Below are 15,454 nucleotides of genomic sequence, written 5' to 3'. Positions count from 1 at the left end.
TCCACGCCTGTATAAGCGGGTTTATCGCCTGAAAAGCCCAATTAGACTAATAGTCTAATTCCGGATAGACTGCCGGTCTAATATAAGCTACAATGGAGCTATACTGGTCTCAGAGGGTGATATCGTGAACATGATGCGCGCCTCCACTCTCAAGAAACGCGACTTGGTCATCGAAACGGCGCTTCGGCTGTTTATGGAAAAAGGTTACGAAAGTGTAACCGTCGATGACATCATCGCAGCTACTCACACGTCGAAGGGCACGTTTTACCACTACTTCAACAATAAAGAAGATATTATCGCCGAAGTCGGCGAGCGGCAAAGAGCGGTGATCGCCGCCTGGCTGCGCCGCTCCCCGGCGCAGGTGCAATCGCTGGAGAGCCACATTAACCGGCTGTTCCTCGATCTGGCGGCAGGCATTAGCGCATCCCCCCGCCTGATGCGCAGCATGACCGCGCTCGCCTTGCAAAACGACAAAATCAACCGGAATCAACGGGAACAGACGGAGAAGCTGAACGACGCGCTGCTGCGCTGGCTGCCCGATCCCGACAAAGCGGCTCTGCTGATCAGCGCCTACACCGGGATCGTTACGAAATGGTGTATGAGCGAAGGAGACGACTTGGAGCAGCTGATCCGCACCGAGTTCGCCCTGCTGTGGGCCGGGCTGCGGTCGGACGCCCGGGCGGAGCCTCTGTCCGTCGCTCCGAAACAAAAGGAGGATCCACCTATGAAAGTGGCTGTAATCGGAGGCGGACTGGCAGGCTTGACTGCCGCCGCTTATTTGTCCGAGGAATCCGGAATCGAAGGCGTTCTGTTCGAGCGCAGCCCGCAGCTCGGAGGACGCGCGTTCACCTACGAGAAAGCGGGCTTCACGCTGAACTACGGGGCGCATGCGATCTACGGGATCGACCGGCACAAGCTGACGACCTTGGAGAAGGAGCTGGGCCTGTCGTTCAGCAGCAAGCAGGTCGATAAACGGAAGGTGATGTACGAGAAGCACGACCAGATTACGCCGGCTCCGCTCGATTTCGTCAACCTGATGAAAACCGAGCTGCTCAGCACGATGCAGAAAGTCCGGTTCGTCGGCGAAATAACAGCGATTATCGCGAATATCCATCAGATGAAAAACTATCAGACGCTGGGCGACTTCCTCGCCGATTCCGACGCGGCTGAAGATGTCAAGGAGCTGTGGGAGCATCTCGTCTGCTCGAACTTCTTCATCACCCCAGAAGATGCGCGCAAAGTACCTGGACCGGTCATCGCCGACTATTACCAGAACCTGTTCCTCTCTTCCCGGCCGGTGAATTACGTGCTCGGCAGCTGGGCGGTCATTACGAATCAGCTGAAAGAAAAAATCGAAGCGTCCGGCCAGTGGGAAATCGCCTTGCAGGAAGGGATCGACGCCATCCGGTACGAGGATAAAAAGTTCATCCTCAAATCCAAAACGAGAGAGCTCGCGTTCGACCGGATCGTCTTCGCCATGCCGGTACAGCAGGTGATCAAGCTGCTCAAAGGAACCGCCTGGGAGCCGTTCCTAGCCCCCTACGAGACGAATACCGCGACGGAAGTGATGGTGTACGACGTCGGACTGAGCCGGGTGGTGGCCCGGCCGTTCTCCTACATCAGCGACATGAACAACAAGCTGTTCATCAGCGACGTTTCCGCCACCGACCATACACTCGTGCCGGAAGGGGGCCAGCTTCTGCAGGGCATCGCCTATCTGAGCGACGATTTTGAGAGCGACGAGCTCCGCAAACAATATCTCGAGCAGCGCACTGTCCAGATGGAGCAGCTGTTCGACAAACATTACCCGGGCTGGCGCGAAGCGATCGCCGTGAAGCGCGTATCCAAAAAAGCGATGGTTGCCAGCGTAAAAAACATCGCCACCAATTCACTGCTGCCCAACCGGATCGAAAATGTGCCTTTTTATTTTTGCGGGGACGGCTGCGTAGGCAAAGGAGAACTGGCGGAACGCGCTTTCGGAAGTGCGCGCAACGTAGCGAAGACGATTCTGAAAGAAATTCCCCAGCCTGCGGCGCTTGTTTAGATCGAAGTTTACGTAGGTTCAGGGACTGTCTCCAAAGTTTTTCCGTTTTTTGGAAGTCCGCCTAGTGAACCGATTTTTCTCTATAAAAAGGACCTCATCCTCCACTTACCGTGGAAGCCGAGGTCCTTTCGTTTCGTAATCGGGACGCTCCTGTGTCAGGCGGGCACTTCCAGGACAGCTCCCCCTTATGTCGCTGCCAGCGGCCGCTCCTCTTAGCCGATCTCTCGGGATATGGCTGTACGGGGGGCTGTCCGGGGGCTCCCCCGTCACTCCCACAGCTTGAGCTGCTCTTCGGCCGTATCCGGTTTCACCCGGCCTTTCTGCAGGATTGGCGTCGGGACGAGCATATTGTAGCGGGAAATTTTCCGGTTGATCGCATCCAGGTCCGCCGATTCGGAAGTCGCGGGCGGGTTAGCCCGGCCGGAGCTCACGTACGCCCGAAGGTCGTTGCGGATTTCGTGCTGCAGTTCGAGCCACGGAGGAAGCACATTGGCCTGCTTCAGAACAGAGCTGAGCACATCCCCGTCCGGAATCGGGATCGGTTCCCCTTTCCCCTTCAAATGATCAAGGCCCCCGGTTTGTGCGCATTCCTCTATCGCTTCGTCCATCCAGTGATTCGCCTTTCGTTTCCGTGTTGCGGGCACCGGGGGAGGTACATCCCGCTCTGCGGAGTCGGCTCGGTCTGAAGCTGCATATATCCGTTCGGAACCAGACGGATTCTCCATGTCCGTATATGGAGGCAAGGTATCGCTCTGAACCGGGGCGTTTGATCGCCCAAGCTCCTGATCGGGTTCACTCTTCGGATCTGATTGGGGACTGGATCGGCGGAACCAAAAACGCATACGATCATCCTTTCCACGCGACATCAACAAAGCTCCTTCTTCCATCCATTATATTCCACATGCAAAGCCGACGATCGGTTTAATTGTGAGAATATTATGGCAATTAGGGAGGGTGCTTGTTGTTTCCAACCAACATTTTTCCCGCTGAATCGACAAGATCAGACGATTTTTCATAGAATCTGGCAAGGAAATAAGGTATACTGAGTAGGATTCGACACCGCCGGACCCGTGTGCGATTCGCGCACGAGATACAGGCTCCGATTCATCCAATCATCGCGAGGGGTGCAGCAAGTAGCATGAACCAAAAAAACGCCAACGTGTTTGCCATCGGACATTCCATCTTCCCCGCGGTATTGCTGCTTCTGTTCGTCAGCCATAAGCAATTTATTTTTTTAGCGCTCGCGGCTTTGTCGCTTAGTTACACGGCGTTTCTCGTTCATCGGGCGTACAGCGTCGGCGACTTGAGCCAGCTGCTGCGGATGCCCGGGCTTGCGGCAATCGTTTTTTTCGACATGGCGATCGTTACGATGGTCTATATATTGCCCAAGTGGCCGCCGGATGCCAATCCAACCTGGCTGCTGCTGTTTTTGCTGCCTTTGTACGCATCCGAGCTCGGCAAACGGACAGCGGTCGTTATATGCGCACTCGGCATCGGCGAAATTGTCCTCTTTACAGCCGTGCAGGGCCGATCGTTTTTTGCTCTCGACACCGTCATGGGGCTGATGGGAATGGTCGTGCTGATTTGGCTGGTCGGCCGGACGTCCGACAATCTGGTACGGATGGCTTACTACGACTCGCTGACCGAACTGCCCAACCGGGAGATGTTCAAGGAGCGGCTGACCGCTTATCTGAACAAAAAAAGCTTGAGGCAGCGGGGTCTTGCCGTCATTTTCCTCGATCTCGACGGCTTCAAGCATGTGAACGACACGATGGGCCACGAGACGGGGGACTCTCTCCTGCAAACGGTTGCACAACGAATCCGCACGGCGATCTCCAAAGACGTCACGCTCGCCCGGATGGGAGGAGACGAATTCGCCCTGCTCGTCCCGAACATTTCCAAATCCGACGAGTCCACGCAAGTGTGCAACCTGATTTTTCAATGTTTGCAGGAGGCCATCTTTCTCGGACCGCACGAAATATACGCCACGACGAGCATCGGGGTCGCTCTCTACCCCAACCATGGGTCAACGTCGGAGAATTTGATGAAAAACGCAGAGGTCGCCATGTACCGGGCGAAGCAGCAGGGCCGCAACAATTTCCAGTACTACATGGCTCCGGAGAAGACGGAGGCCCAGCTCGAGAGGTTCGCCATGGAGGCCATGCTGCGCAAGGCACTGGAGAAGGACGAGCTGCTCGTTTATTACCAGCCCCGCATTCATACGAAGTCGGAGCGGGTCGTCTGCGTGGAGGCGCTGGTCCGCTGGAAACATCCGAGCCTCGGTATCGTGCCTCCGGCTGAATTTATCCCGCTGGCCGAGGAAACCGGCCTGATCGTCCAGCTTGGCGAGCAAGTGCTGCGCAAAGCGTGCAACCAGATCAAAAAGTGGCAAAACGAAGGGTTGCCCGAGCTGTCCGTCAGCGTCAACCTGTCGCCGCATCAGTTCCGCCAGCAAAATTTGCCTGCGGTGATCGCCCGCATCCTGCGGCAGGCCGGTTTGCGCCCGCAATACTTGGAGCTGGAGATTACCGAAAGCGTAGCGATGCAAAACGTCAACCGCAATATTTTGATGATGCGGGAACTGAAAGAAATGGGCGTCAAAATATCGATCGACGATTTCGGAACAGGTTATTCCTCGCTCAGCTATTTGAAGAAGTTCCCGATCGACGTGCTGAAGGTCGACCGTTCGTTTATAAGCGGAATTCACGAAGATCCCGATCACGCCGCGATCGTAAACGCCATTATCGTGCTCGCCAAGACGCTGAAGCTGAAAGTAACCGCCGAAGGGGTCGAAACGGAAGAACAGTACATATTTTTGCGGCAGCACCACTGCGACGAGGCGCAAGGTTATTTGTTCGGCAAACCGATGCCGCCGGATACGTTCGAGGAATGGGTCCGATTGAATACGACCGATAAAGATTTGATGCTCTCTCACGAAACTTAGCCCTTATTACTAACACATAATCCGAATCCCCGGAGCGGCAACCTACCGCTGCCGGGGATTATTGTTGCCAAAGGAAGGTAAGGATGAGGAAACGAAACAAAATGCGGCTCACCACCATGGTCTTATCGCTTGTGCTGCTTGTGATCGTGCTGTTCTCTCCTCCCCGCACTCCCCCGATCAAAGACGCCGAAGGCCGCATTCTTCCGGACAGCATCGCCGAGATTGAGCAAGTGGTCCTGGGGGGAGTTAAGCAATCGATCTTGATCCGCGGCGCCGATCGAAGCAAGCCGGTCCTGCTTTTTCTGCAACACTCACTATAATAACAAAAACTCTAACGGACACAGCGGCCGTTATTGCGGTGAATTTCGATCCATTTTATTTTCTAACGGACATAGATGCAACTATTTGATGAGAAGTATCCCTTTTGGAGGTAGTTCGGAGTAAATAAGCGCTGTGGTGACCGTTACATTTTAAAACCCTGTTTTTTAGCGAAATAGCCTCCACCATGTCCGTTAGAGCATGGTATAAGCTTGGAGCCGGTTTCCCGGCTCCCTTTTCGTACTAGCTCTCTCCCTTGCGGTTAGAAGCATCCAGTTGCAGCGTATAAGGACCGTCGAAGAAAAACAGCACCTTTTCCTTCACCTTCTTGTGCCAGATCCGCTCGATCGCCTCGGCATACAAGGCCAGTTGGACGTTATACCGCTCCTTCAACTGTTCCAAAGAGACGCCGCGCACCGAATCCGTCTTGTAATCCAGCAGCACCAGTTCGCCGCTCTCCTCAAAGACGCAATCGATCACCCCTTGCATCACCACCGTCTCCCCGCGCACCGACTCGTCCGCACCCGGATATGCTTGCTCGGCGGCCAGCCCGTAGCTGAAAGGAACTTCGCGGTACACTTTATCGGCGCGAAGCAGCCTTTGGCCCAGCTCCCCCTTGAAAAACGACACGATTACTTCCGTATCGATCGCTTTCCGCTGCTCGGGCAGCAGCAGCTCGCGCGAGATCATCCGGTCCAGCGTCCGCTCCACGTCGGCCGTTCCTACCTCGCCATCCAATGAAATATGCTGCATGACGGAGTGAAATAAAGTTCCACGCTCCGCAGCGGTCATCGTTTGTTCGCTCAAAAATTTCGGCCGCCGCGCCAGGCTGTGAAGATCGGATTTCCTTATAACGGCGGAATCCGCCTCACCGGCAATACCCGGGACCGGAAGTTCAGACCATTCCGCCGAAGCTCCTTCCTCCTTGGCAAAACCGCGTTCCGCCTGCCGCTTCAGCTCGGACACCGACGTTTTCGAAAACATCTCCGACGCTTGCCCGTATTCGTACGTCCAGTCGAAACGCCGGCTTATCGGATCTTCCGCTCCGTCAACGCCGTCAGCGCCGTATGCGCCGCCGTCTCTCACAGGCTCAAGCTGGGCCAGCGACTCCATCCGCTCATCGGCAAATTTCACTTCAACGGCCGCAGCCGCTTGAGCGAAACCGACCGAGGGCAGGATGCCGACGCTCCAGCGGGACGGCTCGTCCGTCATCACCGGTGGCAGTATATACGGCTCCGCTTGTTCGCCGCCGCCCCGTACCCGCAAAATATGCGCCGCCGGGTGGCGGATCAGCGCCGGTCCGAGCCAATCGAGATAGGTGCGGGCTTTGGCCGTTTCGTGGGCGGGCAGCTGCCACAACGTCTCCTCCCGCATCCGGCTCCACTTCTGGATCGTCTTGTCCGCCGATTTGACGGTTCCGACCAGAATCAGCTTTTCCTTCGGACGGGTTAAAGCGACGTACAGTACGCGCAGCTCCTCGGCGGTCATCTCCATCTTCATCCGCCTGCGGATCGCCAGCATCGGAAGCGTAGGGCAGGCGACGCGCAGCTCGGGATCGACGAACAAAGGTCCGAAGCCAAGCTCCTTGTGCAGCAGAAACGTACCGTTCAGATCGGTTTGGTTAAACATCTTGCCGAGTCCGGCGACGAACACGACCGGAAACTCCAGACCCTTGCTTTTATGAATCGACATGATTCTTACGACGTCTTCCTGTTCGCCGAGCGCACGCGCGGCTCCAAGATCCGTCCCGCTGTCCCGCATCCGTTCCACGAAACGGAGAAAACGGAACAGCCCCCGGAACGAAGTAGCTTCGTACTGCCGCGCCCGGTCGTACAGCGCCCGCAGGTTCGCCTGCCGCTGCAAGCCTCCCGGCATGCCGCCGACGAAATCGTAATAGCCGGTCTCCCGGTACATGTTCCAGATCAGCTGAGCGAGCGAGCCTTGTCTCGCTTCGTCCCGCCAGCGGCCAAGCATCGCTTGGAACGACAGCAGCTTGGAGAGGACCTTCCGCTCGTCCGCTGCTTCGGACTGCATCTCTTGCTGCCCGGCATCCGCCGCCGGGAGAGGACCGGAGCCGTTCAACCGCTCTGCCGTCCCGCCGCTCGGATCGGAATCGGATAGATAGGCCAGCACCGCCTCGTAAAACGGCAAATGCCGGCCGTGAATACGAATGAGCGCCAGCTCGGCGGCGGTCAGGCCGAACATCGGCGAACGCAGGACCGCCGCCAGCGGAATATCCTGATACGGATTGTCGACGATTTGCAGCAGCGACAGCATCGTTTCCACTTCAGTCGCTGTGAAGTAGCCGGTATTCAGATCGGCATATGCCGGAATCGCCGCCGCTCTCAGCTCATCCATAAAGACAGGAGCCCAGCTCGACGTCGCCCTCAGAAGGATGACGATATCCCGGAATTGGATCGGCCGCAAGCCGCCTGCCCCCCGGTCGTACACCTGAAACGGAGCATCCCCGTCCATCCCGGTCATCCGGCGGATCTGCGACGCGATAAACCGCGCCTCCAGCTGGGCCGTCTCCGTCTGCTGTTCCTCCTGCTCGGGGCTTAAGAGAGACGGATTAGCTGCCGCCATGTCGGCGATTTCGTCCTGGTCCTCGGAATCCGCAGTCTGCGAATTCTCTTCTTCCTCGTCCGCCGTGCCGCCTCTGTCGATCAGCGCCAGTTCAACATTCAAATTTTCAGGACTGTCCGGATAAACCGCGCCGCAAACGAGCTGGGCCGCCTCATCGTATTCCAGCTCGCCGACCCGCTCCGTCATAATCTGTTTAAACACAAAGTTGACGCCGTCGACGATCTGCTGCCGGCTGCGGAAGTTGCGGGCCAGGTCGATTTTGCGACCGCCGGACGGATGATTGTTGCCGGACGGTTCGAACGATTTGTACTTATCCATAAACAGGCCGGGCTCGGCAAGCCGGAACCGGTAGATACTCTGCTTCACGTCCCCGACCATGAACCGGTTGCCCGGGGCGGGACGGGAGACGAGACTAACGATCGCCTCCTGCACCGAGTTGGTGTCCTGATATTCGTCAAGCAGGATTTCCGCAAATTGCTCCCGGTATTGCATCGCCGCTTCCGACGGAAGGAGCCGGTCCGCAGTCGAATCCGGACTGCGAAGGATAGCCAGGCAGTAGTGCTCCAGGTCGGCGAAATCGACCAGCCCCTTCTCGACCTTCTTCAGCTGATACCTCCGGCCGAATTCGATGACGATTTCGGCCAGCATCCGGACGACCGGAGCCATCCTCGCCATCTCGGACTCGTACTGTTCCGGAGACCGTTCGAACAGCTCCTCGCGGATGTCGGCAAACTGCTTTTTGACACGGTCCCGCAGCTGCTTCACCTGCTCCTGCAGCTGTTTGTCCACATCGCTTGCACGGCAGGCGTTCAGCTTGCCGAACCCGCTCTCGCGGAACGCCTCATACAGTGCCTCCCAGGAAACATCCGCCGCCTGTAGAGCTGCCGCGATCTGGACGAGATCGTCCCGGAGATTCGCCGCATAAGGAGCCGGACCGCCGGGACGGCCGCACAGCCGGATCGCCTCCTCCAGCATACCGGCCATCCCTTGCAGCTCCAGCTTCACGCCTTCTGTCAGCGTGACGCGCCAGCGATCCGTCCCGCCGCCGTCCCCATTCGCCTCCCGGCTGTTCCCCGGCTCAAACCGCGAAGCGGTCTCGAGCAGCCAATGATCCGGCCACGGATGACTGCGCGAGAAGTCGTACAGCTGCTGCACGAGCCGGAACAAAGCATCGTCGCCCCGCTCGCCGCCGTAGGCGTCCGCCAGCTGCCAAAACGCGCTGTCTTCCCCGCTGTGGCCATAATGTTCTTCCAGCAGCTCGCTCAAAAGATCTTGCCGCAACAGCTCGGCTTCCGTCTCGTTGGCAATCCGGAAAGACGGATCGAGCCGGATCAGTTGATGATGGCGGCGGATCACCTCTAGACAAAACGAATGAAGCGTCGTGATCGAGGCCCGGTGTATGAGCGCAATCTGCCTGCGCAGATGTTCGGAGCCCGGCTGCTCCAGCAGCCGCTTCTCGATCGCCTCCCGAATCCGCTGCCGCATCTCGCCTGCGGCCGCGTTCGTAAACGTTGCGACGAGAAGCCGGTCGACGTCGACCGGATCGTGCTCATCGGTGATCCGCCGGATGATTCGCTCGACCAGCACCGCCGTTTTGCCCGACCCGGCGGCCGCAGCGACCAAAATATCCGATCCGCGCAGCCGGATCGCCTCCCACTGCTCGTCCGTCCAGCTGCTTCCTTCCGGCTTGGCCGGTCTTGCCGCATACATACCGTCTTTCTCCCGTTCCAGTGTCATGCCTGGTACTTCCCTTCCCTCTTTCCGTTCTCCTTCCGCTCCGGTCATGATTCATTCACCGCCTGGTCGATCGCCTGCCATACCGCTTCCTTCTCGATCCGGTTCAACTTCTTGTATTCGTTCCCTTCAAAAAGCGGCTCGAATTGGCATACCGGCTTGTAAGGGCAAAATGCGCAGGCGAACTTGGTCCCCATCCGGAACGGCCGGATATCGACGTTCCCGTTCGTAATCTCGGTCCCGATACTCGTAATCATTCCCCGTACATAATGGCGCAGCCGGTCCCACTGCGGCTCCGATACGACCGAGGAGCTTTTGTAAAATCCTCCGTCCGCCTTGAGAGCTACCGGAATAAGCTGCGAATGTCCGTTCCGCTCGCGGAACGAATCGTCCATCAGCCGGACCGTCTCGGCATCCTCGAGGACGAGCCCTTTCATCTTGAAACGCTTGAGCATTTGCTCTTCCGCTTCCTCCGCGTTCAGCGCATTTTTTCGTACGAGCAGCGGATTATGTACGTGAAAATACAAGACACCCGCCGGGATCGAGCTTACGCCCACCCAACGCTCCGCATGCGTAATGACCACGTCGAGATAAGTCAGCATCTGAAGCGACATTCCGTAAAAAACTTCGGCCAGCCGCAGCGACGTCGAGCTCGATTTGTAGTCGATGACGCGCAGCAAGACGCCCTTCTCGCTGTCGGCCCGGTCCACGCGGTCGATCCGCCCGACAATCTCCATCCGACAGCCGTTATCCAGCGTAAATTCGAGCGGCGGCAGCGGCTCGCCCGGCCCGAAGCCGACTTCCAGCCCGATCGGCACGAACAGGCCGCGCCGGGCATGGATACCCAGTACGATCGAGGCCCGGCCGACGATCCGCTTCAGCTTTCTGGCAATATAGCCGTACCGCTTCGAGCTCAGCAAAATTTCCCCTTGCAGACGGGGAGCCAGCTCGTCCACCGCTTTGGATGCACGTTCGTAGCATTGTTCGGCGGTCAGAGCTCCCCAGTCTTCGCCTTCCCCCTGCAGCTCGGCCGCAACCCGGCTTAACGCGGCGTGGAACAGCTGGCCGATATCGGGGGCGTCCAGCCTGTAAACGCGCCGTTCGGACAGACGCAGGCCGTGCGAAGCAAATTGCGAGAACGGGCAGGCGACGTAACGCTCCATCCGCGATACGCTGGCACGCAGCATCTCGCCGTACAACTCGCGGCTCACAGACTCGGGAAGCGGCTCTTCCCGGTTCGTGTAAACAAGCGATTTTAACGTCCGGTACAGCTTGTCCCGCCATTCCGGCCGCGTACAGTACCAGTTGTAGACGTCCCACCAGACGTCCGAGATCGGCGCGCCTTTGATCCAGTGGCGCAGCTGTACGGCCAGATGGGACAGCGCCCTGTCGGGATGCACCGCGTATTCGTACGGATCGCCGCCCGCCTCCGCAGCATCCGGTCCGGAAGGCGGATCGATCAGGAGCAGCCGCTCTTTCACGGACGGAAACATCGTCTTCAACCGCTTGACGATCTCCGAAGGGATCAGCGACTTTCCTTCTTCGTCGGCTAACGGGTAACAAACCGTCAGCGAATCCGAGGCGGCCGTCAGCGCCATATAGATCAGAAAAGACTCGTCCAGCAGCTTCCTCCGGCTGCCCTCGACCAGCTCCAGGCCGGCTGCGATCAGCCGATCCCGCTCGGGCTCGGTCAACACGCCGTTCTCTTGCGGGCGGGCCGGAATGACGCCGTCGTTGGCGCCGAGCACGAAGCAGTGGCGGACGGAACCGGATCGCGTCCGGTCCATCGTGCCGACCAGCACCTGATCGAGAGAGGGCGGTACGAGTCCGATACGAACGCTCTCGAGTCCGGACTCCACAATTCCGGCGAACCGCTCCAGCGATAATGACTCGTCCCCCAGCATCTCTACAATCTGATCAAGCAGATCGACGACGCTGCCCCATACTTGGGTATGCTCCCGCGCCTGCTCCGGGTTGCCCGCTTCCATGCTGTCCCGGCTCCACCGCTCCAGCTTGGCCGGCACGTCCGCCGACTCGAGAAACCGGTAGAGCGCCGCAGTCATGTCCAGGACTGTATCGGCATCCTTCAACGCTTTCTCGAGCGCGGACAACGGCCCGACCACGATGCTCCGCATCCGGTCCATCTCGTCCAGAAACGCCTCGTCCGACGCGGCATTCTCCTGCTGAACATCGTCAAGCGCGGAACCGACCCGATAGGTCCACTTGCGCGGCTCCGTCCAGCGGTATCCCTGAATGCCTGCCGCCAGCACGTAGTTTTCCAGCCGGCACATCGCGTCGCGAAGCCGGTCCCGTTCCTTCGCCGCGTCCGCCCCGTCTGTATCGGCCTGGAGCGGAAATAGCAGATCGGTCTTCACGCAGCGGAACACCGCATCGTTATGCCAGCGCCCCAAAGCGACTTCCAGGGCGGACCGGACGAGCTCGGCGACCGGATGGTGAAGCACGGACCGCTTGCGGTCGAGAAAGTACGGAATGCCGAAATCCCGGAACGTGACTTCCAGCAAGTCGTCGTAGCTCTCCATATTGCGCACCATTACCGCGATATCGCGCCATCTGCAGCCTTCGTCCCGGACAAGACGCACGATTTCTCTCGCCGTCCCTTCCGCCTCGGCCCGCCGGTTCACGGCCGCCGCCAGAACGATCTCGTGCCGCCCGGCTTCTCCGCTGCCCTGATAAGGCTTGCCGCTCCGGTATTCGAAGTTCCGTTCCAGATGGGACAGCATCGGACTGCGCCCGAATCGGTGCGGACGGTCTCGATGCTGCAGCAGCACCGGCGGTTCCTCGGGCACGTTCAGCCCGGTCGCCAGCTCCTTCAGCCTGACAAGCGTGCGCGCCGTCGGATGAAACAGGTCGAGCTCGTCAAGCGAATCGGAAAAACTGTAATCGCGGTCGATGCACAGGCTTACGGTCACTTGCGGGGCGCAGCGCATCAATTCGCCGACGACCTGCAGCTCCTGCGGGATAAAGCCGTAAAACCCGTCGATCCAGATCCGGGCTCCGCGCGCATACTCGGATTCGGACAGCATCTCCGCCGTTTTCGTCAACAGATGCTCGGAATCCATATAGTGGCCGGACAGCCGCTCCTCGAACCGTTTGTACAGCAGCAGCATATCGTGAAGCTTGGCCGCCGGCAGCTCGCTGACGCCCGGTTCCTCCCTGCGCTCTGCGGTCTGCACATACGATTCAAACCTGGCGGGCGAGATGCAATACCGCCGAAACTCGCTGTACATCCGGTATAAATTGTCGATAAATCCGGACTGGTCGGACATATTTCCAAATTGTCTCAGTTCGTATTCGTGTTTGTGCAGCAGCTCATAAAGCAGCATCTTCTTGCCGCTGTCGTCGATCTGAACGCGCGCCGCCCCCCCGGCTTCCTGCATCACGCGGAACGCCAGGCGGCGGAAGCTCAACACCTGAGCCCGGATCGTTCCTGCCAGACCGGGGGTCGAGACGAGCGCATGCTCGGCTTGAAACGTAGCCTGATCAGGGACGAGCAGCACGAGCGGCGGCCCTTCCGGCTCCGCCTTCAACTGGCTTCTGATCTCGTCCAGACAGAGGTTCGTCTTCCCGCTGCCGGACCGACCTAATATGTAACGGATTGACATACCGGCCTCCTAAACGAAAACAAATGTTCTTATATTGTTATATTGTAGCATAGATCCTTCCTGCTGTCCGCTGCGATCGATTACCATCTATTCCTCTAAGGATTCCAGTGAGAGGAATAGACCGGGCGGCGGCGCTTAATCTTTTCTTAAGGAACTTCCTTTACAATACGTAAATAAAACAATAGATAAAAACAGAGAAAAAGAGCAACAACCCGGAGTAGGAAGGGAGAAGTGGTAAAAATGCTCAATCTAAGTAAAAATCGCACTATATCCTCCGTTACGAGGAAATTCGGCCTCAAACAAGCCATCCCCATTACGGCCCTATTAGCGGTGATCCCCATACTGCTCGTGCTGGGAGCGGAAACGATCCAGCGCGGCAGCTTCGAAGAAACATGGGACTGGGCGCTGAATCAGCCGTCGCTGTTCTGGCTGAACGCCCTGCTTTACTTGTGCGCGCTGACACTCGTTTATTGCGTGATCGGCTCGCTCGTACCGTCCGTCGCCATCGCCGTCTTGTTGTTCGGCCTGATGTCGCTGATCAGCTTTTTCAAAACAAAATTGATCGGAGAGCCTTTTTTTCCTTGGGATATATTGCTTAACAAAGAAGGTCTGAATATTGCCCCGCTAATAACCGGGCAAGCGGCGATACTCCGGATTGGGATTGTGCTGGGAGTCGTAATGCTGCTGTTCGCCCTGCGGCTGGTCGTACCGAGGCTGGTGCTGCCTTGGTTGCCGCGGATCGCGCTCGGCAGCTTGTCGGTCATCGCCTTGTATGCGTTCGGCATCAACGCCTCCTGGGCCGAAAACATGCAGTACAAGGCGGGCGCAAGCGAAATTTTATGGAACCAGCAGCAAAATTACGGGCACAACGGACTGACGCTTGCCTTCACGATGAACGTCAAACATTCGATCGTCGCCAAGCCACCGGGTTACGGCGAACAGGCCATGGCCGATATCGCCCATGCGATTACCGAGAAGCGAACCGCCTCCGCCTCGGCGGCCCCTACCGTTGTAACCGATGCCGGCGCGGATACCGTAAAACCGAACGTCATTTTCATTATGAATGAGGCGTTCTGGGACCCTACGCTGCTGCCCGACGTTTTTTTTCACGACGATCCGATCCCTACCGTCCGCAAGCTTCAGGCCGAATCGGTTTCCGGCTACATGCTGTCCCCGCAGTTCGGAGGCGGTACAAGCAACGTCGAATTCGAGGTGCTGACAGGCCAGTCGATGAGCTTTCTGCCGAGCGGCTCGGTGCCGTATCAGCAATATGTCAAAAAGCCGGTGCCCAGCCTTGCCAGTTATTTCGAGCATCTCGGCTATAAAAGTTTGGCGGTGCACTCCTACGAAGGCTGGTTCTGGGACCGCGAGAACGCCTACCGGCAACTGGGATTCGAAAGCTTCATGAGCAGCGAAAGCTTCGCCGAGCCGGAGCTCAAAGGACCGTTCATAGCCGATGCCGAAGTATCCCGGCAAATTATCAAACAGGTGGACGAATCGGAACGGCCGATGTTCATCTATGCCGTGACGATGCAAAATCACGGACCTTACGACGATAAACGTTACGGGGATGCGGCGATGGACATTGAAGGGGATCTGACCGACGAAGCGCTCGATATTCTTCAGACATACGCAATCGGCGCCCGCGATGCAGATCAGAGCCTGCAGCAGCTGATCGACCATTTCGAGCAATCCGGTGAACCGACCGTCATTGTCATGTATGGAGATCATCTTCCGATGCTCGGATATAGCTACGACGTATACAACCAGGGAGGACTCATCCGCACCGATCGTTCGGAGAACTGGACGCTGGAGGAGTTGAAACATATGCGCAGCGTGCCGTTCGTCATGTGGGCGAACTTCGAATTGCCGGCCGACAACGTACCGGCCATCAGCGCCTCGTTTCTCGGCTCCTACGTGATGGATACGCTCGGCCTGGAGAAGCCCGCTCCTTTCGCGGTCAACTGGGACGTGTACAGTGAGATTCCGGGACTGCTGCGCAATCTGGTCGTGGATACCGAACAGAACTTGTACATCTCGCCTCCCGATTACGTGCAGGAGGAATTGGACCGTTACCGGATGCTGCAATACGATTTATTGTTCGGCAAAAAGTATGCCGCCGACTATATCGACGCCGACTATTTGAATAAACCGGTCCATCCCGACTACAATCGGGAGTTCCAGAAACCGGCCGCGTAAACAAGC

Annotated in this window: 7 protein-coding genes; 4 read left to right on the top strand and 3 right to left on the bottom strand. The window is 57.9% G+C overall.

Annotated elements, in window-relative coordinates; genetic code table 11:
* Positions 1 to 130: 130 nt before the first annotated feature.
* Entirely contained in the window at positions 131 to 2,044 is a 1,914-nt protein-coding gene (locus PV433_RS22650; RefSeq protein WP_332074358.1) for an FAD-dependent oxidoreductase, read from the top strand.
* Between the two features lie 266 nt (positions 2,045 to 2,310).
* On the opposite strand, the gene PV433_RS22645 is transcribed toward PV433_RS22650, so the two are convergent.
* Positions 2,311 to 2,652 carry a DnaJ family domain-containing protein gene (locus tag PV433_RS22645; RefSeq protein WP_332074313.1) on the bottom strand — a complete coding sequence of 114 codons (342 nt, stop codon included), beginning with the start codon at positions 2,650 to 2,652 and terminating at the stop codon, positions 2,311 to 2,313.
* Between the two features lie 530 nt (positions 2,653 to 3,182).
* On the opposite strand from PV433_RS22645, the gene PV433_RS22640 reads away from it, so the two are divergent.
* Together PV433_RS22640 and PV433_RS22635 are read left to right on the top strand one after the other, a co-directional pair.
* On the top strand, positions 3,183 to 4,988 hold the full coding sequence (locus PV433_RS22640; RefSeq protein ID WP_332074312.1) for a putative bifunctional diguanylate cyclase/phosphodiesterase: 1,806 nt from the start codon (positions 3,183 to 3,185) through the stop codon (positions 4,986 to 4,988).
* Positions 4,989 to 5,071: 83 nt separating this feature from the next.
* Positions 5,072 to 5,308: a hypothetical protein gene (locus PV433_RS22635; RefSeq protein ID WP_332074311.1), complete on the top strand. Its 237-nt coding sequence runs from the start codon at positions 5,072 to 5,074 to the stop codon at positions 5,306 to 5,308.
* 241 nt (positions 5,309 to 5,549) lie between these two features.
* Here the strand turns inward: PV433_RS22635 and addA are convergent, their stop codons facing one another.
* Together addA and addB are read right to left on the bottom strand one after the other, a co-directional pair.
* A complete protein-coding gene (gene addA, locus PV433_RS22630) occupies positions 5,550 to 9,629 on the bottom strand; it encodes a helicase-exonuclease AddAB subunit AddA (protein WP_332074310.1) in 4,080 nt (1,359 codons plus the stop codon).
* A 44-nt stretch (positions 9,630 to 9,673) separates the two neighbouring features.
* A complete protein-coding gene (addB, locus tag PV433_RS22625; RefSeq protein ID WP_332074309.1) occupies positions 9,674 to 13,249 on the bottom strand; it encodes a helicase-exonuclease AddAB subunit AddB in 3,576 nt (1,191 codons plus the stop codon).
* A 240-nt stretch (positions 13,250 to 13,489) separates the two neighbouring features.
* On the opposite strand from addB, the gene PV433_RS22620 reads away from it, so the two are divergent.
* Positions 13,490 to 15,448 carry an LTA synthase family protein gene (locus tag PV433_RS22620; protein WP_332074308.1) on the top strand — a complete coding sequence of 653 codons (1,959 nt, stop codon included), beginning with the start codon at positions 13,490 to 13,492 and terminating at the stop codon, positions 15,446 to 15,448.
* Positions 15,449 to 15,454 lie beyond the last annotated feature (6 nt).

The sequence above is a fragment of the Paenibacillus sp. GYB004 genome (genome assembly GCF_036577605.1).
In the GTDB taxonomy this organism is placed as follows: domain Bacteria; phylum Bacillota; class Bacilli; order Paenibacillales; family NBRC-103111; genus Paenibacillus_AB; species Paenibacillus_AB oceani.
The sequence above is the reverse complement of the archived record's forward strand: the minus strand, read 5'-3'. Positions and strand labels throughout refer to the sequence as shown.